General features: G+C 36.8%; 14 protein-coding genes. All 14 read left to right on the top strand.

What is annotated here, in order from left to right:
* Positions 1 to 6: 6 nt before the first annotated feature.
* The 14 genes from nrfD to sprA all read left to right on the top strand — a co-directional run bounded on the left by nrfD (position 7) and on the right by sprA (position 25,172).
* Positions 7 to 1,746 (top strand): NrfD/PsrC family molybdoenzyme membrane anchor subunit, encoded by a 1,740-nt coding sequence (gene nrfD, locus J8281_RS10055; RefSeq protein WP_210197587.1) that lies wholly within the window; start codon positions 7 to 9, stop codon positions 1,744 to 1,746.
* Positions 1,747 to 1,751: 5 nt separating this feature from the next.
* Positions 1,752 to 2,291 (top strand): DUF3341 domain-containing protein, encoded by a 540-nt coding sequence (locus J8281_RS10050; protein WP_210197485.1) that lies wholly within the window; start codon positions 1,752 to 1,754, stop codon positions 2,289 to 2,291.
* Positions 2,292 to 2,296: 5 nt separating this feature from the next.
* Positions 2,297 to 2,968 (top strand): cytochrome c, encoded by a 672-nt coding sequence (locus tag J8281_RS10045; RefSeq protein WP_210197484.1) that lies wholly within the window; start codon positions 2,297 to 2,299, stop codon positions 2,966 to 2,968.
* Between the two features lie 42 nt (positions 2,969 to 3,010).
* Positions 3,011 to 4,351: a quinol:cytochrome C oxidoreductase gene (locus tag J8281_RS10040; protein ID WP_210197483.1), complete on the top strand. Its 1,341-nt coding sequence runs from the start codon at positions 3,011 to 3,013 to the stop codon at positions 4,349 to 4,351.
* Positions 4,352 to 4,384: 33 nt separating this feature from the next.
* A complete protein-coding gene (locus J8281_RS10035; RefSeq protein WP_210197482.1) occupies positions 4,385 to 5,461 on the top strand; it encodes a cytochrome c oxidase subunit II in 1,077 nt (358 codons plus the stop codon).
* Between the two features lie 51 nt (positions 5,462 to 5,512).
* Positions 5,513 to 7,330, top strand: a complete 1,818-nt coding sequence (locus J8281_RS10030; protein WP_210197481.1) for a cbb3-type cytochrome c oxidase subunit I — start codon at positions 5,513 to 5,515, stop codon at positions 7,328 to 7,330.
* Between the two features lie 174 nt (positions 7,331 to 7,504).
* Complete coding sequence (ruvB, locus tag J8281_RS10025; protein WP_210197480.1) at positions 7,505 to 8,527, top strand: Holliday junction branch migration DNA helicase RuvB; 1,023 nt, start codon at positions 7,505 to 7,507, stop codon at positions 8,525 to 8,527.
* A 30-nt stretch (positions 8,528 to 8,557) separates the two neighbouring features.
* On the top strand, positions 8,558 to 9,889 hold the full coding sequence (locus J8281_RS10020) for a cytochrome P450 (RefSeq protein ID WP_210197479.1): 1,332 nt from the start codon (positions 8,558 to 8,560) through the stop codon (positions 9,887 to 9,889).
* 15 nt (positions 9,890 to 9,904) lie between these two features.
* Positions 9,905 to 10,834, top strand: a complete 930-nt coding sequence (gene queG, locus J8281_RS10015) for a tRNA epoxyqueuosine(34) reductase QueG (protein WP_210197478.1) — start codon at positions 9,905 to 9,907, stop codon at positions 10,832 to 10,834.
* 298 nt (positions 10,835 to 11,132) lie between these two features.
* Positions 11,133 to 12,851: a sodium:solute symporter gene (locus J8281_RS10010; protein WP_210197477.1), complete on the top strand. Its 1,719-nt coding sequence runs from the start codon at positions 11,133 to 11,135 to the stop codon at positions 12,849 to 12,851.
* Positions 12,852 to 12,910: 59 nt separating this feature from the next.
* The gene (locus J8281_RS10005; RefSeq protein WP_210197476.1) at positions 12,911 to 14,800 is read left to right on the top strand and encodes a trehalase family glycosidase; all 1,890 of its coding nucleotides are present in this window, start codon (positions 12,911 to 12,913) and stop codon (positions 14,798 to 14,800) included.
* 137 nt (positions 14,801 to 14,937) lie between these two features.
* Positions 14,938 to 17,247: an NADP-dependent malic enzyme gene (locus J8281_RS10000; protein ID WP_210197475.1), complete on the top strand. Its 2,310-nt coding sequence runs from the start codon at positions 14,938 to 14,940 to the stop codon at positions 17,245 to 17,247.
* Between the two features lie 120 nt (positions 17,248 to 17,367).
* Complete coding sequence (ruvA, locus tag J8281_RS09995; protein WP_210197474.1) at positions 17,368 to 17,949, top strand: Holliday junction branch migration protein RuvA; 582 nt, start codon at positions 17,368 to 17,370, stop codon at positions 17,947 to 17,949.
* A gap of 5 nt (positions 17,950 to 17,954) precedes the next feature.
* The gene (sprA, locus tag J8281_RS09990; protein ID WP_246849065.1) at positions 17,955 to 25,172 is read left to right on the top strand and encodes a cell surface protein SprA; all 7,218 of its coding nucleotides are present in this window, start codon (positions 17,955 to 17,957) and stop codon (positions 25,170 to 25,172) included.
* Positions 25,173 to 25,415: the final 243 nt, after the last annotated feature.

Here is a 25,415-nt window from a genome sequence, read left to right as displayed (position 1 = left end):
TAAAGGATTATGTCTCATTACGAAGCACCTATTAGAAAACCTTTAGTAACCGGGGATAAAACATATCACGATGTAACTATCGATGTGGCTGCACCGGTTGAAGGTAAAGCCAATAAATCATGGTGGATTGTTTTTTCTATCGCGCTTATTGCTTTTCTATGGGGAATAGGCTGTATTACATATACAGTTTCTACGGGTATAGGTACCTGGGGATTAAATAAAACAGTAGGTTGGGCCTGGGATATTACCAACTTTGTATGGTGGGTAGGTATAGGACACGCAGGAACACTTATATCTGCTGTATTATTACTATTTCGCCAAAAGTGGAGAATGGCGATTAACCGATCTGCCGAGGCGATGACTATCTTTTCGGTTATCCAGGCGGGATTGTTTCCTATTATTCACATGGGGCGTCCCTGGTTAGCCTATTGGGTGCTCCCTATACCCAATCAGTTTGGATCTCTTTGGGTTAACTTTAATTCTCCTTTACTTTGGGATGTATTTGCGATATCTACTTATCTTTCTGTATCCTTAGTATTTTGGTGGACTGGTTTGTTACCTGATTTTGCTATGATAAGAGATAGGGCTATTACACCTTTCAATAAAAAGATATATGGTATTTTGTCATTTGGTTGGAGCGGTAGAGCAAAAGATTGGCAGCGTTTCGAAGAGGTATCTCTGGTTTTAGCAGGTTTGGCTACACCACTTGTACTTTCTGTACATACTATCGTATCTTTTGACTTTGCGACATCGGTAATTCCTGGTTGGCATACCACGATTTTCCCACCTTATTTTGTGGCAGGTGCTATTTTCTCTGGATTTGCTATGGTAAATACATTGCTTATTATTATGAGGAAAGTTTCTAACCTCGAAAATTATATTACGATCCAACATATAGAATTAATGAACATTGTAATCATGATCACAGGTTCTATTGTGGGGGTTGCCTATATTACCGAGCTTTTTATCGCATGGTATTCTGGGGTAGAATATGAACAATACGCATTTTTAAATAGAGCAACGGGTCCCTATTGGTGGGCATATTGGGCGATGATGAGCTGTAATGTATTCTCTCCGCAATTTATGTGGTTTCCAAAATTAAGAAGAAGTATCATGTTCTCTTTTATCATCTCTATTGTAGTAAATATTGGAATGTGGTTTGAGCGTTTTGTTATCATTGTTACCTCATTACATAGGGATTACTTACCATCTTCATGGACGATGTTCTCTCCAACTTTTGTAGACATTGGGATTTTTATAGGTACTATTGGTTTCTTTTTCGTGCTATTTTTATTATATGCTCGAACGTTCCCGGTAATTGCACAGGCCGAGGTAAAAACCATTTTGAAGTCTTCTGGTGAAAAGTATAAAAAACTTAGAGAAGCGGGCATTGATCATAGAGACCAACTTCCAAAAGCTGGAGTTAAAGTTTCGTCTGATACTATAGAAAAGGATGTAAAAACTACAAATGTAATTACCGCAACCAGCGAGCAGCTAGATGACTTACTCGAAAATTTAGGAACCTTTGATCCTGCTACTCAAACTGCCGATGATCTGAAAAAAGTAAACGGTATAGGTCCTGTTATGGAGAAAAAATTAAACGAAATAGGAATCTTTACGTTTGATCAGGTAAGTAGAATGACAGAGCGCGAATATGATTTACTAGATAATATTACAGGATCTTTCCCAGGAAGAGCACAGCGCGATGACTGGGCAGGACAGGCCGAAAAACTTAAAAATAATTAGAAAGTATGGCATCAAAAGTTATACATGCATTATATACAGATGATGATGTCCTTATGGACGCAGTAAAAAAAGTTCGATCAGAACATTATCATATAGAAGAGGTGTTTTGCCCATTTCCCGTTCACGGTTTAGATAAAGCCATGGGTATGCCTCATACACGTTTGGCCATAACATCGTTTCTTTACGGTTGTGTAGGGTTAACCGTTGCGATATTAATGATGAACTATATTATGATAGAAGACTGGCCACAGGATATAGGTGGGAAACCCAGCTTCAGTTACATAGAAAATATGCCGGCTTTTGTTCCTATTATGTTCGAACTTACTGTATTTTTTGCTGCACACCTTATGGTGATTACTTTCTATATGAGAAGTAGATTGTGGCCATTCAAAAAAGCCGAAAATCCTGATGTAAGGACTACAGATGACCACTTTTTGATGGAAGTTGATGCCGGTAATCATGATGTTGAAAAACTCTCGAATTTCTTAGGAGATACTGGAGCGGTAGAAATTAAAATAATTGATAAGCAAGAAGATAACCATTAGTAATAATGAAGAATACTATAAAAATATTAGCCTTTTTAGCCATTGTGATTAGTATGGTGTCTTGTCAAAAAGATTCGAAACCCAACTATCAATACATGCCCAACATGTATGAATCTGTGGGTTATGAAACCTATGGAGAATATCCTATTTTTGAAAACGAACAAGAGGCTAAATTACCTGTAGAAGGGTCAATTCCTAGAGGTTGGATGCCTTATGATTTTGAAAACTCCAATGAAGGATATCAACTTGCTAAAGATTCGCTTAAAAATCCGATTAGGTATACACAGGAGAATGAAGCGGCAGGAATGCAACTATATACCATATATTGCGCTATCTGTCACGGAGATAATGGAAAGGGAAAAGGGTATTTGGTAGAACGTGAAAAAATACTGGGTGTGCCTAGTTATGATGATGCAGGAAGAGCAATTACTGAAGGAAGTATATATCACGTAATGTATTACGGAATTAATTCTATGGGATCTTATGCATCTCAAACAAGCGAACATGAACGCTGGCAGATTGTACAATATGTACAAAAATTGAAAGCAGAACTCGAAGGAAAAACACCAAGAATAGATCCCGAAAGTGATACACAGGCTAGCTTGATCCCTGCTGTTAATCAAAGACCAGAGGAAGAAGAATATCAAGCAACCAACAGTCAAAATAACGCACAGTAAGTGCATAGTTAAAAAGTTAAGAAACAACGATATAATAAAGATATGTATACGCTATCCAATAGATTAAGATTATTTTCTATCATTTTTATGGTTGTGGGTCTTGTAGGTCTTATAATTGGCTTTGCAAGTAGTCCGGGATCTATAGAAGATGTAAAAGAAATGATGGCAGCGCACGATGCTCATGGAGGAGATCATGGTCATGAAACCACAGAAACATATAGCGGTAATACAGTACATGCAGAGCATGACCTGGATAAAGATAAACATAGTGGAGATGACCACTACCTGCATATCTTACATCAATTGCAAAATAAACCCTGGGCATCTTTATATGTGGCAGCATTTTTCTTTTTTATGATTGCTTTAGGGGTATTAGCTTTTTATGCGATTCAGTTTGCGGCACAAGCAGGATGGTCACCGGTTTTATTTCGAGTGATGGAAGCCATTACAGCCTATTTAGTTCCGGGCGGAATCATTCTTTTTGTCATATTGGCTTTATCGGGATTTCATGTAAATCACTTATTTGTATGGGCAGATCCTGAAGTAGTAGCACACGATAAGTTAATCCAAGGCAAATCAGGATGGTTAAATGGTACTGGGTTTATTATTAGAGCTGCTATATTTCTAGCGGGTTGGTTCTTATATAGACATTTTGCAATTAAGTATTCTAGAAAACAAGACGATGAGCCTCAAGGGAATAAGTGGTATAAGAAAAGTTTTAAAATAGCCGCAGGTTTTTTAGTGTTCTTTATATATACCGAATCAATGATGTCCTGGGACTGGATCATGAGTTTTGATCCACATTGGTTCAGTACCTTATTTGGGTGGTATGTCTTTGCTAGTTTATTTGTCTCAGGTATCACTACTATTGCATTAATGACTATTTATCTTAAATCTAGAGGCTATTTGGATTTCGTAAATGATAGCCATATTCACGATTTGGCTAAATTCATGTTCGGGATTAGTATTTTTTGGACGTATTTATGGTTCTCTCAGTTTATGTTAATATGGTATTCTAATATTCCTGAAGAGGTGACATATTTCATCACCCGAATAGAAGATTATAAGTTACCTTTCTTCGGAATGCTTGTGATGAACTTTATATTTCCACTATTAGTATTAATGAATAGTGATTTTAAAAGAGTAAATTGGTTTGTAGTGATGGCTGGAGTAGTGATTCTTTGTGGTCATTATATTGATGTTTATAATATGGTAATGCCTGCTACAGTTGGTGCCTCTTGGTCAATTGGTATTAGCGAAATAAGTGCGGTTTTACTATTTTTAGGATTGTTTTTGTTCATCGTGTTTAGAGCACTTACCAAAGCTCCTTTACTCGCTAAAGGAAATCCTTTTATAGAAGAAAGTAAACACTTTCATTATTAAAAAATTGAATTGTAAAAAAGAAGATAGATAAAAATGACTGTATTTTTAACCATAGTAATTATAGCACTTTTTGGAATCACATTATGGCAAATGTCAAAGATTTTGAAATTGTCACAGCTCAAAAATGCAGATGATTCTCAAGTAGCTAATGATAAGGATAATAATATGCAAGGTAAGCTGATGCTTGGATTTGTAATATTCATTTACTTATTAACTATATTTTGTTTTGTTCAATATCATAGCTTTTTCTTGCCAGAATCTGCTTCAGAACATGGTGTAGATTATGATCAGTTAATGTTCATTTCTATGGTCTTGATTATGTTTGTACAGATTATTACACAAGGATTGTTACATTATTTTGCCTACAAATACCGAGGAAAAAAAGGAAACAAGGCTTTATTCTTTGCTGATAATGATAAATTAGAATTTATTTGGACAATCATACCAGTTATTGTGTTGGCAGGATTGATCATCTATGGATTATTCACCTGGACCGATATCATGAATATAGATGAAGAAGAAGGTGATCCATTAATTATCGAATTATACGCTTATCAATTTGACTGGAGAGCACGTTATTCTGGTGAAGATAATGTATTAGGAAAAGCTAACGTACGTTTTATAGAAGGTATTAATACATTAGGAATCGATGCATCAGATGGCTATTCAAAAGATGACAAAGTCACTAATGAGCTGCATTTGCCTGTAAATCGAAAGGTAATATTTAAAATGAGATCACAAGACGTGTTGCACTCGGCATACATGCCTTTCTTTAGAGCTCAGATGAATGTCGTACCTGGTATGATTACTGAATTCGCATATACACCTACCAAAACCACTGAAGAAATGAGAAACAGTGAGTTTATGATAGAAAAGGTGGCTACGATTAATAAAATCAGAAAAGAAAAGAGTAAGGCTCTTGTAGCGGCAGGAGACGAAGCTTTAGAGACCTACGAGTTTGATTATTATTTGTTATGTAATAAGATTTGTGGAGCCTCTCACTATAATATGCAGATGAAAATTATCGTTGAGTCTGAAGAAGAATACCAAGAATGGTTAAAGACGCAACAGACATTTAGCGAACAATTATCTGCACAGGCTAGCAATTAAAGAAGAAGAAAAAGAAAAAGAAAGATTAATATTTACTAAAAAAATAGCGATATGTCAGCAATAGCACACGTAGATGATCATGCTCACGATGACCATGGCCATCACCATAAGGAGACGTTTATTACTAAGTATATCTTTAGTCAGGATCATAAAATGATTTCAAAACAGTACTTGATTACTGGTCTGATTATGGGTATTATTGGTATTGCTATGTCATTACTTTTTAGAATGCAATTGGCATGGCCAGATCATAAATTTACAGTATACGAAATATTCTTGGGTAAGTTTGGTGAAGATGGAGTAATGGATCCTAGTATTTATTTGGCGCTAGTGACGATTCATGGTACCATAATGGTATTTTTCGTGCTTACCGCCGGTCTTAGTGGTACATTTAGTAATTTACTTATTCCGTTACAAATAGGCGCACGAGATATGGCTTCAGGGTTTTTGAACATGGTCTCATATTGGTTATTCTTTATTAGTAGTGTGATCATGGTATTGTCGCTGTTTGCCGAAGCAGGTCCTGCATCTGCAGGATGGACCATATATCCTCCATTAAGTGCGCTACCCCAGGCTATTGGTGGTTCGGGGACGGGTATGACATTGTGGTTGGTTTCTATGGCAATATTTATAGCATCTTCATTGCTTGGTTCATTAAATTATGTAGTAACGGTAATTAATTTACGTACCAAAGGAATGTCGATGACAAGAATGCCACTAACTATTTGGGCGTTTTTTGTTACGGCAATTATAGGTATTGTATCATTTCCTGTTTTGTTATCTGCGGCTCTTTTATTGATAATGGATAGAAGTTTTGGTACTTCATTTTATCTGAGTGATATTTATATTCAGGGTGAAGTATTACATAACCAGGGTGGATCTCCTGTACTGTTCGAACACTTATTTTGGTTTTTGGGACATCCGGAAGTATACATCGTATTATTACCGGCATTAGGAATTACCTCTGAAATTATTGCGACAAACGCGCGTAAACCTATATTTGGTTATCGGGCTATGGTAGCATCAATTTTAGCCATTGCTTTTCTTTCTACAATCGTTTGGGGACACCATATGTTTGTTTCTGGAATGAATCCATTTTTAGGATCTGTATTTACATTTACAACACTTCTAATTGCGATTCCTTCAGCTGTAAAAGCTTTTAATTATATCACAACGCTATGGAAGGGTAACTTACAGCTTAACCCTGCAATGTTGTTTTCGATAGGATTAGTATCTACTTTCATAACTGGTGGACTAACAGGAATAATTCTTGGTGATAGTACCTTAGACATTAATGTACATGATACGTACTTCGTAGTAGCGCATTTCCATTTGGTGATGGGTATTTCAGCATTATATGGTTTATTTGCCGGGGTGTATCACTGGTTTCCAAAAATGTTTGGTAAAATGATGAATAAGAATCTTGGCTATGTGCATTTCTGGGTTACCGCAATAGGAGCCTATGGGGTTTTCTTCCCTATGCATTTTATTGGTATGGCTGGATTACCACGTCGTTACTATACGAATTCTAATTTTCCATATTTTGATGATTTGGCAGATACTAATGTATTAATCACGGTATTCGCATTAATAACAGCAGCAGCACAATTGGTATTCTTGTATAATTTTGTGGTTTCTATGTTCTATGGTAAAAAAGCTGTTCAAAATCCCTGGAAGTCTAACACTTTAGAATGGACTACACCTGTTGAACACATCCATGGAAATTGGCCAGGTGCAATACCTAATGTATATAGATGGCCCTATGACTATAGTAAAACCAAAGAAAATGGTGAGTATGTAATTGCAGGGCAAGATTTTGTTTCACAGATTACTCCTCTTCAAGAAGGTGAAGAAGAATTACATCATTAAAGACTCTTTTAAAATATCAAAAGCCTTTTCGTTTTTATGAAAAGGCTTTTTCTTTTTCTAGTATCTTTGTTTAAAACATATGAAATTTGATGTACAATCTTCAATCTCAATTCTTATTTGAGCAATGTTAAAGTGAAAGTGGTATTAAAACAGATGTAATAGTATTTCATATTTATGAATGAAAATCTAAATCCAACAAACGATAATTTTTCTAACGAAGATCTTGATGTCGAGAGAGCGTTAAGGCCTCTCAATTTTGAAGATTTTGCAGGGCAGGATCAAGTGTTAGAAAATTTAAAGATCTTTGTGCAAGCCGCCAATTTACGTGAAGATGCATTAGATCATACCCTTTTTCACGGTCCGCCCGGATTGGGTAAAACTACTCTAGCACATATTTTAGCAAACGAATTGGGAGTAAGTATTAAAGTTACATCGGGCCCTGTGTTAGATAAACCAGGCGATTTGGCTGGATTACTTACAAATCTAGAAGAGAGAGACGTTCTTTTTATTGATGAAATTCATAGATTAAGTCCGATAGTAGAAGAGTATTTATACTCTGCTATGGAAGATTATAAAATTGACATCATGATAGAAAGCGGACCCAATGCACGAACTGTTCAAATTAACCTGAGTTCATTTACTTTAATTGGAGCTACAACCCGTTCAGGCTTATTAACCGCTCCTATGAGAGCGCGATTCGGGATACAATCACGATTACAATATTATACGACAGAATTGCTAGCAACTATAGTACAACGAAGCGCATATATCTTAAAAGTGCCAATCTCTATGGAGGCCGCCATAGAAATTGCCGGTAGAAGTAGGGGCACCCCACGTATTGCTAATGCATTGTTGCGAAGGGTGCGCGATTTTGCTCAAATCAAAGGAAACGGGAAGATAGATATCGAAATCTCTAAATTTGCATTAAAAGCCCTTAATGTAGATGCTCACGGTCTTGATGAAATGGATAATAAAATTCTCACTACTTTGATTGATAAATTTAAAGGTGGTCCTGTAGGTATTACAACTCTGGCCACAGCTGTAAGTGAAAGCGCAGAAACCATAGAAGAAGTTTACGAACCTTTTTTAATACAGCAAGGATTTATCATGCGTACTCCCAGAGGTAGAGAGGTTACCGAGGCAGCATATAAGCATTTGGGTCGAATTAAAGGAGGAATACAAGGAGGATTATTTTGACTTATCTAAAATTTCTCAAATAGCAATACTATGAGTACTACCATCCCCACCGTGTCTTTTTTTGAAGTACTTAAGAATGCAAATCGTATTCTTAAAAATCCACTTCCTTTTCATCATAAAAACTTTAGAAGGCATGGAGATCTTTTTAGGGTAGAATTAGGTTTTGGCAATAGTGTCGTTTTTACTCGAGATGCAGGTCTTGCTAAACATACACTTCAGAAAAATCATAGAAATTATCAAAAATCCTCACTGCAAACAGAAGATTTAGCCAAGTACATCGGTGAAGGATTATTAACGGCAGAAGGAGATAAATGGTTAAAACAGCGAAGACTTATTCAGCCTGCTTTTCATAAAAAAAAGCTAGAAGATCTCGTTCAAACGATCAAAAATGTTATCGTAGAAGAGTCGTGTAAAGTTCAACTCGGGCAACCCTTTGATGTCTATCCTCTAATGAGCGATCTGGCTTTTAAAGTAGTGGCTAAATCTTTATTTAGTTACACCGATACTCATAATACCATTGCACGTCTTCAGCATATTACACAAGCGGCTCAACAATTTCTGATTAAAGAAATTAGACAGCCTTATAAACGTTGGTGGTTTCATCTTAACGGGAAAATAAGACGCACTCATCGATTAACGCAAGAGGCTCGGGATCTTTTGAATACCATTATTGATGATCGCAAAAATTCAAACAAACGCCATCACGATTTGCTAGATATGCTACTAGAAGCACGTTATGAAGATGGAAGTGCAATGGATAACGAGCAATTAATTGATGAAATCTTAATTCTATTTACTGCAGGGCATGAAACTACATCGAATGCGTTAACATTTACTTTATTATTATTAGCAAATCATCTAGAACTACAAGAAAAAGTATATCAAGAAGTTGCAAATCCTAAGGTTGTTAACGCTACACCCCTAGAAGAAGTAGCAGCGTATACATATACCAAACAATGTATAGAAGAATCTATGCGTTTGTACCCACCCGTTTATTTTTCAGATAGAGTTGCTATTCAAAATGACAAGTACAATGATTTTACGTTGAAAAAAGGAACAACAATCCTGATTTCATTTTTTGAAATACATAGGCATCTAGACTTATGGGAAAATCCATTACAATTTAATCCTGATCGGTTTCATCCAGAAAAAGATAAGAAAGCATACGCAGACATTTATTTTCCGTTTGGTGCCGGTCCGAGAATGTGCATTGGTAATAACTTTGCGATGTACGAAATGATTCTGGCGATTAGTGAATTGGTTAGAAACTATAAAATAACTGCAGTTTCCAAAGAAATTGAAATTAAACCTTTAATTACTTTAAAACCGGCAGCGTCTCGATTGGTATTTGAAAAAAGATAAGGGCTATTTACTGGTATGATACCCAAAACGACACATGCGCAACAAATTAAAGCTGAAGCCAAAAGACTTGGTTTCTTATCGTGTGGTATCAGCAAAGCAGCGTTTCTTGAAGAAGAAGCACCACGATTAGAAAATTGGCTTACACAAAATATGCACGGCGAAATGAACTATATGGAAAATCATTTCGATAAACGTTTGGATCCTACAAAGCTTGTCGAGGGGTCTAAAAGTGTGATTTCTTTACTGCTTAATTATTATCCAGAACAGACCCAGGAAGATCCCGACGCTCCAAAAATTTCAAAATATGCGTATGGTACCGATTATCACTGGGTGATCAAAAGTAAACTTAAAGAATTATTGTATTTTATACAAAATGAAATCGGAGATGTTCATGGTCGGGCATTTGTAGATTCAGCTCCGGTACTGGATAAAGCTTGGGCAGCAAAAAGCGGATTAGGATGGATAGGTAAAAATAGTAACCTGCTTACGCAACAAGTGGGTTCGTTTTATTTTATAGCAGAGTTAATCGTAGATTTGGATCTCGAGTATGACACCCCCGTTACCGATCATTGTGGTACATGTACTGCATGTATTGATGCATGTCCTACCCAGGCGATCGTTGAGCCATATGTGGTAGATGGAAGTAAGTGCATTTCGTATTTCACTATAGAACTTAAAGAAGAATTACCAACAAGCTTTAAAGGACAGTTTGAGAACTGGATGTTTGGCTGTGATATATGCCAGGATGTATGCCCTTGGAATCGATTTTCGAAGCCACATAATGAGCCTCTTTTTAATCCGAAGCCACAACTTTTGAAAATGTCTAAAAAAGAATGGCAAGAAATTACAAAAGAAGTGTTTTCAGAAATTTTTCAGAAGTCTGCTGTAAAAAGAACAAAATTTTCCGGTTTACAACGAAATATTCAATTCCTTGAAGATAACTGAACGTAGGAAGTATCAAAAATTAATAATACAAACGGTTACATTAGGATTCTAAACATTTCTAATAACAAAAACATACTATTTTTATCAAAATCTTGTATATTCAACAAGTTTTTTAACAAAAAATAGAGATTTTTATAGACACCACCAAAAGGTAGAACATCCCTAGGTTTGCCTTCAAACTTAACAATTGTGTCCAACAAATGTCTCGCGGACTTGTTCCTGGGTAGTTTACTTTTTAGGTTTCTTCCGCCTTGAGCTTAAAAAACGATCAATTTTGGTTTAGTTTAATACTTCACACATGAACGAATTATCGTATATCGACATTATTGTCATTGTAGTTTATTTAATAGGAATTATCATCTACGGGATATCAAAATCAAAAAGAGGCAGCTCTGAAGATTATTTTCTAGGTGGGCGAACCATGAGCTGGCCGATCGTTGGTATTGCACTTTTTTCAGCAAATATTTCGAGTTCAACTTTGGTGGGGCTAGCATCAGATGCGTATCAAACCAATATTAATGTTTACAATTACGAATGGTTTGCAGTAGTAGTATTGATCTTCTTTTCAGTATTTTTTCTTCCCTTTTATCTTAGATCAGGCGTATATACCATGCCCGAGTTTCTGGAAAGACGATATGATAACAGGTCGAGATATTATTTTTCTTTTATTACTGTAGTCGGCAATATTCTAGTCGATACAGCTGCAGGATTGTATGTGGGTAAAATCGTATTAACGCTTTTGTTTCCAGCATTAGATTCGACATTCATCTTAATTATTCTTGCCGTTGCGGCGGCAGCATATACTATTCCCGGGGGGTTAAATTCTGTTATCCAAACTGAAGTTATTCAGGCAATTTTATTAATAGTAGGCTCTTGTTTACTCACCTATTTTGCCTTTGACCAATTAGGAGGGGGATGGTCTGGCATGATGGCAAAATTGGATACCCTATTATCAAATGGTAGTATAAACTTTGATGACAGAGCTGCCAAAGGCGCATTTATCCCTCAAAATGCAGACGAGGTATTTAGTTTGGTACGACCAAGTAATGATGAGTTTATGCCCTGGTGGGGATTATTAACAGGGGTGCCGTTATTGGGTTTTTACTTCTGGGCAAATAATCAATTTATGGTACAACGCGTACTTGGGGCCAAAAATTTGAACCACGGCAGATGGGGGGCACTTTTTGCCGGACTTTTAAAATTACCAGTAATTTTTATCATGGTAGTTCCTGGTGTACTGGCATTGCTTCTATTTAGCACCTTAGATATCGGCGCATTACATTATACACTTACAAATGGAGAAATATGTACCCAACTATCAGATTGTCCTAACCTAACGTATCCGGTACTATTATTTCAACTGCTGCCAGTAGGAGTACTGGGACTTGTAGTTGCTGGATTAATGGCAGCAATGATGTCATCGGTTTCGGCCACATTTAATTCTGCTTCAACATTGGTTACTATGGATTTTGTTAAACAAATTCGACCTGATCTCACGAGTAAACAATTGGTGCGTGTAGGGCAGATCACGACCATAATTTTGGTAGTTTTAGCAATTTCTTGGGTGCCGTTTATCGAAAGCGTAAGTGATTCTTTATGGACGTATTTACAATTGGTTATTGCTTATACTTGTCCGCCCGCAGTTTCCACTTTTATACTCGGTTTATTTTGGAAACGAGCTAATGGTACAGGTTCGATAGTTAGTTTGTTAACTGGTTTTTCATTAGCGGTTCTCATGATAGTTTCACAAACTTTTGAATGGATACCAGCGATAAATGAACTTCATTTTCTTGCAAAAGCAACGTGGTTATTTGTTATTTGTGTGCTTATTCATATACTAGTAAGTTTAGCATCAAAACCGCAATCCCAGCAACAAATCAAAGAATATACTTATAAGAAGGAAATGTTTATTGAAGAATCTAAAGAATTATCCAGCGTACCCTGGTATAAAAATTATAGAACATTATCTGTCATTCTTTTATGTATTACGGCTATCGTCGTGGGATTATTCTGGTAACAACAACTGTAACTATCATGAGACAATATCAACTTCGATTTTCATACGTTTTTTTCGTTATGGGTTTATTTCTTGTCATAGGATGTCAAGAAAAATCCAGAGAAGTTTTCTCTATCAAGAAGGAACTCGATAAATTGATCGCTCAAGAAGATACCGACGGCGATAAAAAAATCACCATTGAAGATAAAGGGCCAAAAAAATTCGAGTTTACCAACGCCACAGGAAAGCGTCATCTCGTAGAGGGAACGTATCATTTGTCAAATTTATTACAAGAACTGGCAATGGCCAATGATCAGGATACTATAGCAATAGGTAACATCACCGAGGCTCCTTCAGATAGAATTTCAAGATTGATAAAAACAAGGTATTGGGACAATTTAACACGATCTATTGATAAAAAAGGATTGGCAAAAGTAGTAAGTGATACCAAAGCCACTACAGATACTTTGAGATTGTATGTTCCTTATGAAGATAAAGAGGCCATATCCTATTTTCAATCTTTAGAAACCGATTTTCCAAATTTAAACGTAGTTGTTCTTCCGAAGGAAATCACACCAGTGTACGTAAAAACCCTAAACAACCGTTCTGGAATTCTCAATTTGGCACACGATAAGAAAGAGGGTCGATACATTGGCAAACCCTTCGTGGTTCCGGGGGGGAGATTTAATGAAATGTACGGTTGGGACAGTTATTTTGAATCGGTAGGTTTACTTATCGACGATCGTGAAGATTTAGCTATGGCTATGGCAGATAATTTTGCTTATCAAATCAAGTATTACGGTAAGATTTTGAACGCTAACCGAAGTTACTATTTAACCAGAACACAACCTCCGTTTTTTAGTTCGTTACTAAAGGAAATTTATATAAAACATCCTAATATGTCTAGAGAATGGTTAGCTAGCAATCTCGAGATGGTGATACAGGAATATGAAACCGTTTGGATGCAAAAAGGAGTTAGGCTTACAAACAATGGATTGAATCGTTTTTATGGAGAAGGCATTAAAATACCACCCGAAACTGAAGAAGGACATTTTGATTACGTATTAAAAAAGTATGCAAAAAAGCATAAGCCAGACTTCGAATCTTTTAAAAAAATGTATCAGGATGGTAAAATTCAGGATGCGCAATTAGATCAATACTTTATCCATGATCGCTCTATGCGCGAGAGCGGACATGATACGTCTAATCGATTGGATATGATATGTGCTCATCTCAATACGGTGGGTTTAAACAGTTTGCTCTACAAATACGAAGTTGACATTGCATTTTTAATAGAAAAAGTTTTCAATAATGATTTTAATGGGCAAAATGCTGCACAATGGCTATCTAAAGCAAAAAAGAGAAAAGATCTCATGAACAGGCTTATGTGGGATGATGAACTGGGAGGATACTACGACTATAATTTCAAAACCAAACAACCTCAAAAAATTGAATCGGCTACCAATTATTATCCACTTTGGGTAGGCATAAGTTCTGATAAGCAGGCTAAAAGAATGATTGATAATTTATTCACCAACCTCGTTCAAAAAGGTGGAGTAGCCGGTACTACCGATATTAGCGATAAAACCAGTCCAGAGGCTCCACAACGACAATGGGATTATCCTAATGGCTGGGCGCCTCATCAAATGACGATTTGGAGAGGTCTTCTAAATTACGGCTATAATGATGAAGCACAAGAGCTTATATATCGATGGTTGTGGATGATTACCAAAAATGCTGTAGATTACAATGGTACAATTCCAGAAAAGTATGATGTCGTAAAGTGCACTCATAAAGTATATGCCGAATATGGAAATGTAGGAACCGAGTTTGATTACATCACCCCGAGTGGTTTTGGATGGATGAATGCATCTTATCAATTAGGATTAAGTTTATTAACCAATACGTATAAGAAGAAACTCAATCAATTGATCGATCCTGACGAATTATTTGCAAAAAAGGCAAAATAGGTATGAAATCAACAAAAAAGTAATGAAATAACTAAGTTTCGCAAGACTTTTTTGATTTTTTTGAAGTTTACCAGCGATTAATTTCTGCATCTCATGTAGACTTGTACCTTTGTATTGCACAATTATTCTAATTTAGTATGAGCATCGAAAGTAAAAGACGTGAAGCTTTAATATATCACGCAAAACCCACCCCTGGAAAAATTAAAGTTATCCCTACTAAGAAATACGCTACGCAGCGAGATTTGTCGTTGGCCTATTCTCCTGGTGTTGCAGAGCCTTGTTTGGAAATTGAAAAAGAAAAGTCCAACGTATATCGTTACACTGCAAAAGGAAATTTGGTCGCTGTGATATCCAATGGTACTGCAGTTCTAGGATTGGGGGATATCGGTCCGGAAGCCTCTAAACCTGTGATGGAGGGTAAAGGATTACTTTTCAAAATATTTGCAGATATCGATGTGTTTGATATTGAAGTAGACACCAAAGACGTCGACGCCTTTATAGAAACTGTAAAAAACATTGCACCCACTTTTGGAGGGATTAATCTCGAAGATATTAAAGCTCCGGAAGCCTTCGAAATCGAACGACGCTTAAAAGAGGAACTCGATATTCCTGTAATGCATGATGATCAACATGGTACGGCAATAATTTCGGCCGCTGCCTTATTAAATGCATTAGAACTTGCAGATAAAAAAATAGAAGATGTAAAGATTGTAGTAAGTGGCGCGGGAGCGGCTGCTGTTTCATGTACTCGTCTTTACAAAGCTTTTGGTGCCAAGGCCGAAAATATTGTGATGACCGATAGTAAAGGTGTAATCAGAAAGGATAGAGACAATCTTACCAAAGAAAAGGCTGAATTTGCTACGGGTAGGGATGTATATGAATTAGAAGATGCGATGCGCGAAGCAGATGTATTCATAGGATTATCGATGGCTAATTTGGTTTCCCCAGAAATGTTGTTATCCATGGCAGCGCATCCTATTGTTTTTGCTATGGCCAATCCAGATCCCGAGATTAACTATGATGTCGCTTTAAAAACACGTCAAGACGTAATCATGGCAACAGGTAGGAGCGATCATCCAAATCAAGTAAACAATGTATTGGGATTCCCATTTATTTTTCGTGGGGCTTTAGATGTTAGAGCAACCGGAATCAATGAAGAAATGAAAATGGCAGCAGTAAAAGCATTGGCAGATCTCGCCAAAGAGCCTGTGCCAGAACAAGTAAATATTGCTTATGGGGAAACTCGACTAAACTTTGGTAGAGAATATATCATCCCAAAGCCTTTTGACCCAAGATTAATTGCTAAAGTACCACCAGCAGTTGCCAAAGCAGCCATAGAAAGCGGAGTCGCCACAGAGCCGATTACCGATTGGAAAAAATATGAAGATGAATTGTTAGAAAGAATGGGCAACGATAACAAATTGGTGCGTTTATTACTAGATAGAGCGCGTACCAATCCTAAAAGAGTAATCTTTGCCGAAGCAGATCATCTAGACGTATTAAAAGCAGCTCAAACTGTTAAGGAAGAAGGTATAGCTATTCCGATTTTATTGGGTAGAAGAGACGTCATTTTAGAATTGATGAAAGAAATTGATTTTGATCCCGACGATGTAACTATTATAGACCCTAAGGCAGATCAAGAAAGTGATCGTAAAAACAAATATGCCAGAAAATATTGGGAGGTCAATAAACGTAAGGGAATTACGCTATATGATGCAGAACGTTTATTGAGAGAACGCAATTATTTTGCGGCTATGATGGTGAACGAGGGTGATGCAGATGCGTTGCTATCAGGATACTCCAGAAGCTTTCCTACAGTTGTAAAACCCATGATGGATCTTATTGGTCTCGCTAAGGGTGCAGCTCGAATCGCAACCGTAAATGTTATGATGACTACCAAAGGTCCTTTGTTTATTAGTGATTCATCTATTAATATCGACCCATCTTCTAAAGAGCTGGCAAAAATCGCACAAATGACGGCCAAAACCGTAGAAATGTTCGGGATCAAGCCTGTAGTAGCTATGGTTTCTTATGGTAATTTTGGTTCTTCTAAGCATCCAAATGCCAGAAAGGTAAGAGATGCTGTGGCATATTTACACCGCTATTACCCGGATATGGTGGTTGATGGAGAGTTACAAATGAATTTTGCATTAAATAGAAAATTACGAAAAGATAAATTTCCGTTTTCTAAGTTGAATGAACAAAAGGTAAATACATTGGTATTTCCTAATCTTGACTCTGCTAATAGTAATTACAAACTGTTAAGTGAGTTGAATAATGCAGAATCCATAGGTCCGATTATGATGGGTATGGCAAAACCGGTGCATATCCTTCAATTAGGTGCCAGTGTTGAAGAAATGATCAATATGGCAGCCGTAGCAGTAATTGATGCTCAGGAAAAGGAAAAAAGAGATACTCAGTTGTCATTGATATCCAAAAATGTCTGAATAAATTTATAGTACAATTATAAGATACACCCTTTAAAACGCCAATGTTAAAGGGTGTTTTTTTATCTATTTTGAATAGAATTTTATTACATTTGAATCCTTTTAACATCAACTTAACTAATGATCACACATATCAAAGGGAGGCTTATTGAAAAAAATCCTACCGATGTTGTTATTGACTGTGCCGGAGTAGGGTATCTTTTACACATTTCACTACATACGTATTCACTACTTCCAGAAGGTGAAGTACTTCAGTTATTTACACATCTTCAGGTAAAAGAAGATGCTCACACCTTGTTTGGTTTTGTAGAAAAATCTGAACGCGAAATTTTTAGACTCCTCATTTCGGTTTCTGGTATTGGAGCAAGTACGGCCAGAACGATGTTGTCTTCACTACATCCTGATCAAATTAAAGAAGCTATTGCTTCTAATGATGTTGCGACCATCCAATCTATAAAAGGTATTGGTGCCAAAACTGCTCAACGTGTTATTCTTGATTTAAAAGATAAAATTCTTAAAGTTTACAATATAGACGAAGTTTCTGTCTCACAAAGCAATACTAACAAAGATGAAGCGTTATCAGCTTTAGAAACTCTAGGATTTAACAGAAAGTTAGCAGAAAAAGCTGTAGATCGAGTTTTGAAACAATCCCCAAAAGAAACTGTTGAAGATATAATTAAACAAGCACTAAAAAACTTATAAAAACATTGGGTTCTTCGAATTACTTACGCTTCAATTTTTATAAAATTATAGGATGCTTCATACTACTTTCTAGCGGAGTATTGTATAGTCAAGAAAACGAAACTATTCGTGATTCTACAAGTACCACATTTTCTATGGGTAAGATTGCCTTACCCAACCCCAACAGCATTGTAACTCAATACGAATACGATCCTATCACCAATCGATATATTTATCGGGAAATGCTAGGAGATTTTAATGTTAAATATCCTTTATTTCTCACACCAGAAGAATTTGAAGCCCTTGTCGAAGAAGAACAAAGACGGGCCTATTTCAAAGAAAAAATAGAGGCATTTAGTGGCAAAAAAGACGGAAGCGAAGAAAAGCGTAAAAATCTGCTCCCGATTTTTTATGTAAATTCAGGATTTTTCGAATCTGTCTTTGGGGGTAATGAAATAGAAATCATTCCGCAGGGATCAGTAGAGATGGATTTAGGTTTGTTATTTACCAAGCAAGATAATCCCGCATTTTCTCCTCGTAATCGTAGTAATTTTACATTTGATTTTGACCAAAGAATTAGTTTGAGTTTGTTGGGAAAAATAGGAACTCGACTGCAAATAACGGCCAACTACGATACAGAATCGACTTTTGACTTTCAGAACCAATTGAAATTAGAATATACCCCTACAGAAGACGATATCATACAAAGCATAGAGGTGGGTAACGTTAATATGCCTTTAAACAGTTCGCTTATCCAGGGAGCACAAAGCTTATTCGGTGTTAAAATGGGATTGCAATTTGGTAGAACTACAGTAACAGGTGTATTTTCTGAACAACGATCAGAAACGAGATCTGTAAATGTTCAAGGAGGGGGAACCGTCGAAGATTTCGAACTATTTGCTTTGGATTATGATGATAATCGACATTACTTTCTCTCACATTATTTTAGAGACAATTATGATAGAACACTCGCCAACTATCCTTTTATCAATAACAATATACAAATCACCAGAATCGAAATTTGGGTGACCAATCGGGCTACAAGTGCTCAAACCTTAACCGATGCCAGAAATATCGTGGCATTACAGGATTTGGGAGAAGCACCGGTCGAGGGAAATTTTACAATTCCTGAAAGTTTATTTAATACCGTTCCCAATGCTTTTCCTGCCAATACTAATAATGATTTGGATCCTTTCGATATTGGACCCGAAGGCCCTATTACCGAAGCAGTACGTGAGATTGCAACGGTACAACAAGGATTCACCGGCCCGATTGCTAACTTTAATGAAGGGTTCGATTATGCTATTTTAGAAAATGCTCGTCAGCTAAACCCAAGCGAGTATACATTAAACATGCAGTTGGGGTATATTTCTTTAAATCAAAGATTAAATAATGATGAGGTACTAGGGGTAGCATTTCAATATACTGTAGGTGGCCAAGTTTATCAGGTAGGGGAATTTGCCAACGACGGCGTAGATGCTACCGTAGGTGATACCACCGGAAACGATGCACAAGTAGGATCAAGTCAAAGCTTGGTCGTTAAAATGTTGAAAAGTCCGATACTTAATGTTAATCTCCCAATATGGGATTTGATGATGAAAAACATCTACAGTACCGGGGCTTTTAGATTAGAACAAAATGATTTCAGGCTAAATATTCTATACTCAAATCCGTCGCCGATCAATTATATTACCGCTGCAGAAGGATCTGACTTGGCTCTGCCCGAGGATGTAGAACAAACACCATTACTGCGGGTATTTAATTTAGACCGACTTAATCCGAATAATGACCCGGTACAGGGAGGAGATGGTTTCTTCGATTATGTGCCAGGAATTACCATCGATTCAGAAAACGGGCGTATTATATTTACTACAATAGAACCGTTTGGTGAGCATCTTTTTGACGAGTTAGATAATGGGCCTGCTGGTGCTTCGTACACCAACCCCGATTCTTATAATCCTAACCAGGCGCAATATGTATTTAGAGATCTGTATACGCAAACTAAAGTAATTGCCGAGCAAAGATCTGCCGATAAAAACTATTTTCAATTAAAAGGGCGATACAAATCTTCTGGACAAGATGGTATTCCTTTGGGGGCATTTAATGTTCCGCAAGGGTCGGTTACTGTAACCGCAGGAGGTAGGATCTTACAAGAAGGTGTCGATTATACGGTTAATTATCAATTGGGTCGAGTAACCATCCTGGATGAATCTTTAAAAGCTTCGAATACGCCAATCCAGGTGTCTACAGAAAATAATGCTGTTTTTGGGCAACAAACAAAACGTTTTACGGGTTTAAATATAGAGCATAAATTTAGTGATGATTTTATCGTAGGCGGAACATTTTTGAATTTGAATGAACGACCTATTACACAAAAAGCAAACTACGACTTTGAACCTATTAATAATACCATCCTCGGGTTAAATACGAGCTACGCAACAGAGGTGCCTTTTTTAACCAGAATGGTAAACAAATTACCAAATATAGACACCGATGTGCCGTCAAATATTTCAGTAAGAGCAGAAGGTGCTTACCTTATTGCCGGAGCACCAAAAGGAGCAGATTTTGATGGTAAAGTAACTACGTATATCGATGATTTTGAGGGGGCACAAACTAGGATAGATGTAAGTTCACCTCTTTCTTGGGAGCTGTCGAGTGTTCCTATTGGTTTTGATACGAATCCTCAAAATGCTAATAATGCTGCAGGGTATAACGACGTATTGTCTAATGGCTACAAAAGAGCAAAACTAGCATGGTATACGATTGATCCGATTTTTTATAGTAATAACCGACCTAGTGGTATTAGTGACGAGGATTTAGCATCAAATGCTACACGAAGAGTGTTTATCGACGAGGTTTTTCCTGATACTGATATTGCCCAGGGACAAAGTTTGGCGCTTTTTACTTTGGACTTAAACTATGATCCTACTACCCGTGGACAATATAATTTCAATTCAGCTTTTTTATCAAATAGCACGAATACACCTGATCCTACTGAAAATTTTGCAGGAATCACCCGTCAGTTAACCTCTACCAATTTTGAGCAGGCAAACGTAGAATTCATTGAGTTCTGGCTGTTAGACCCCTTTTACAGAGGTAGTACAGGAGGACAAGAACCTTTAACTACTACAACGAGTGGTACTATTGTTTTTAATTTAGGGAATATAAGTGAAGACGTGTTGAAAGATGGTAGAAAACAATATGAAAATGGCTTACCAACCTCTTTGGAAAATACCAACACCTCGACTTCAGATTTTGCAAGGGTACCTGTTAACCAATCTTTAATTTATGCATTCGATTCTGAAGGTCAGGCAAGAACAGAACAGGATGTAGGATTTGATGGACTAAGTGATGCCGACGAGAGAACAAAGCCCGAATTTTCGGCGTTTAGTGCTTTAGATGATCCTTCTGGGGATAATTATCAATATTTCCTACAGGCCGAAGGGGGAGTACTAGAACGATATCTAAACTACAACGGTACCGAAGGAAACTCACCTACAGAAGTAACCAACGATGATCGGGGGAATACAACATTCCCAACCGCAGAAGACGTGAACAGGGATAATACCATGAATACGATAGATAGTTATTTTGAGTATGAGATTCCGATTTTTAGTGGGATGGGTATTGGGAACGATGACGGTACAGATTTTATTACCGATATACGAGAGGAAGAAACCGTAGTATCGGGCAGAACTATTGAGTACAGGTGGGTGCGTTTTAAAGTACCCATATACGAACCTACGCGATCTATACGAGAAATAAGCGATTTTAGAGCTATTCGATTTATGAGATTGTACCTTACCGATTTTGATGATCAGGTATTACTGCGATTTGGAAATCTGGATCTCGTACGAGGAGATTACAGAAGATACATTCAAATAGGAAATACAGCAAATGATCCTACTAGCGGTCTTAATGTATTTGGTGACAACGAAGTGATTGTAACTTCGGTAAGTGAAGAAGAAACACCTAATTATGTAACACCACCGGGTGTGGTTCGAGAACAGCTTAATAACAATAATAATATTATTCGGGAGGATGAAAGATCACTTTCTTTAAGTGTTACCAACCTTCGATCGGGTGACGCTCGTGGGGTGTACAAAAATTTTAATGTTGATATGCGTCAATATGAAAATCTTCAAATGTTTTTGCATGCCGAACCCTTACCTAATCAGGGTGATCTTCAAGATGGAGATTTGAAGGCTTTTATAAGAATGGGTAACGATTTTACCAATAACTTTTATCAAATTGAGATCCCCCTACAGGTTTCAGCACTTAGTGATCGGGCAGTAGGTGATATTTGGCCTGAGGCTAATAGATTAAATATTCCTCTATCATTTTTACAAGAGATCAAAGCTAGTTTGATTGATGTTGATGTCAATAGTGGTAATGGATTGAGTACTTCTGATCTCAATTTTTTTGACGGTCCTAACAATCTTAGAGTAGGAATCAAAGGAAACCCTAGTCTGGGAGATGTAAGAGTCATGATGGTAGGGATCAAAAATGACAGTGGTAGCAGTCAATCGGGAACAGTTTGGTTTAACGAAATGCGACTAAGTGATCTTAAAAATCAAGGGGGCTGGGCAGCCGTAGCCAATATGGATGCAAATATTGCTGATTTTGCTAACCTTAGCGCATCTGGTAGAATAAGTACGATAGGATTTGGAGGTATAGAACAAGGACCCAATGAGCGTAGTCTTGAAGACCACAGGCAATACGATCTTACAACTAATGTTAATTTGGGACAGCTTTTACCCAAAAAATGGGGTGTTCAGATTCCATTTAATTACAGTAGGGGAGAAGAGTTGATTACACCGCAATATGATCCAGAGTTTCAGGATGTAGAACTTCAAGATCGTTTGGATAATATTGCAGACCCACAAGAAAGAGAACGGATTGAGCAACAGTCGACAGAGTATACCAAAAGACAAAGTTTTAATGTAATAGGATTGCGAAAAGAAAGGACAGGAGAATCAAAACCTATGCTTTATGATATAGAAAACTTTACTTTTTCGGGTACCTACAATCAAACCGATCATCGTGATTTTGAAATTGAAAAATCTTTAGACCAAAATGTAAGACTGGGGGGGACTTATGATTTCGCATTTCAACCCAAAGAGATAGCACCTTTTAAAAAAACCAAACTATTAGGAAAGAGTAAATATTTCGATTTACTTAAAGATTTTAATTTTAATCTCTTACCCACAAGTATAGCGGTTAGTTCTAATATCACCAGGCAATATAACGAACAAATTTTTCGGGATGTAACATTAGGAGAGAATGATTTGGGATTACCCACGCTATATCAACGTAATTTCCTGTTTGATTGGCAATATGCGATCAATTATAATCTCAGCAAATCATTAAATTTCAGTTTTACGTCGGCTAATAATCGTATTGTAAAGAATTTTATTGACGAAAATAACGAAGTAGATAATACCGTTGATCTTTGGAGTGGTTTTTTTGATATTGGAGATGCCAACACGCACAATCAGCAACTTCAGGTAAATTATGAACTTCCTATTAATAAAATTCCGCTATTCAAATTTATGCGAGCTACCTATTCGTACAATGCAGATTTTCAGTGGGTAAAAGGAAGTGAAGCCTTAAAAACTCTAGACGATATTCCAGATCTGGGGAACACCATTCAAAATGCCAATGTACATACATTAAATGGTTCGTTGGATATGAATACCTTATATAAGTATGTAGGCCTGACTAAAATAAGACCTGGAAAAAGAAAAACCAAAAAAACCAAAAAAAATAAAGACGCAAAAGATAAGAACGACAAAAATGCAACGGCAGGTACCGATAGTAAAAAACCTCAAAAAGCTCCGGCAAAGCGAGGAAAAAGTAAGCTAAGTATTGGCGACAAAGCATATAATACCGTAATAGGTCTTGTCACTGCGATCAAAAAGGTAAATATTAATTATCAACAAGATAATGGGATTTTCTTACCGGGATATGTTCGAGAGCCCGGTTTTATAGGAACGTTAAAGCCTACCGCTGGTTTTACCTTCGGAAGTCAGGCAGAAGTAAGGGATATTGCTGCCCGCAATGGATGGCTTACGTTATATCAGGATTTTAATGAACAATATCAAGAGGTAGAAGGACGACAACTTAATGTACAAACTTCTATTGGCTTATTAAAAGATCTAAAAATTGATATTAGTGCCAACAGAAACTATTCTGAAACGTATACAGAAAATTATCGAATAGACGAAGATTTGCAGTACCAGTCGCTAACTCCAAATACCTTTGGTAATTTCACTATCTCTACATTGCTCATTAACACAGCGTTTAAGAAAAGTGATGAATTTAGTTCTGAAGCTTTTGAAACCTTTAGAGATAATAGACAAATCATTGCAGATCGTCTGGCAGCAGAGCATTATGGCCTACCTGCTTCAGAAGTGCCTAGAAGTAGCGAAGCCGAACCAAACGGCTATCGTTACCCTGTAGGGTTCGGTAAAACCAATCAAGCCGTTCTTTTGCCGGCTTTCTTGGCAGCGTATACCGGGGCAGATGCAGAAAACGTTCAAAAAGGAGCGTTTCGAGATGTGCCGCTACCCAATTGGGATGTAAAGTATACAGGATTAATGAATCTTAAATGGTTTAAAAAGCGTTTTAAACGTTTTTCTGTTGCGCATGGATATCGTGCCAATTATACCATCAATCAATTTCAAACCAACTTAGAGTTTACGAATAGAGATGAAGTAGATCAATCAGGAAACTTTAGAAATCCTTTCTTATACTCAAATATCAATCTTACCGAACAGTTTAGCCCTTTGGTACGATTTGATATGGAAATGAAGAATTCAATTAAAATTTTGGCCGAATGGAAAAAAGATCGAGCACTGTCATTAAGTTTTGATAATAATTTACTTACAGAAATACAGGGGAATGAATATATCATCGGATTGGGATATAGATTATCCGGAATAACATTTGCCACCCGTATCGCCGGAAGAAAACAAATTATCAAAAGTGATCTTAATTTAAGAGCAGATTTATCCCTGCGTCAAAATGAGACGCTGATTAGATATTTAGATCTTGAGAATACACAGGTAACTGCTGGGCAGGATATTTACGGACTAAAATTAACAGCAGATTATGCACTAAGTAAAAATTTAACCGCATTATTCTTCTATGATCATACATTTTCTGAATACTCTATTTCTACGGCCTTTCCGCAGACCACCATTCGAGGAGGCTTTACATTACGATATAATTTCGGAAATTAATAAAAGATGAGTAGCAGTATTGAATGTCTACCAAGTTATCCAAAGTGGGTTAAACTGAATACTAAAATAAGCTCGGCTTGAGCCTGTTTCCGTAGTCAAGATAACCGTGGTTCCAATAGTAGTTAAGACAACTTACATTCAATAGCAGTAGTGCAATACCTGGTTTTTTTGTAAATTTTTCAATGGTTTTTACAAAATTTGGTAAAATAGAATTATTTTCGCCTTCATAATGTAATAAACTAT

It is taken from the genome of Aquimarina sp. U1-2, from assembly GCF_017897595.1.
In the GTDB taxonomy this organism is placed as follows: Bacteria; Bacteroidota; Bacteroidia; order Flavobacteriales; family Flavobacteriaceae; genus Aquimarina.
This window is presented reverse-complemented; position numbering and strand designations above follow the sequence as displayed.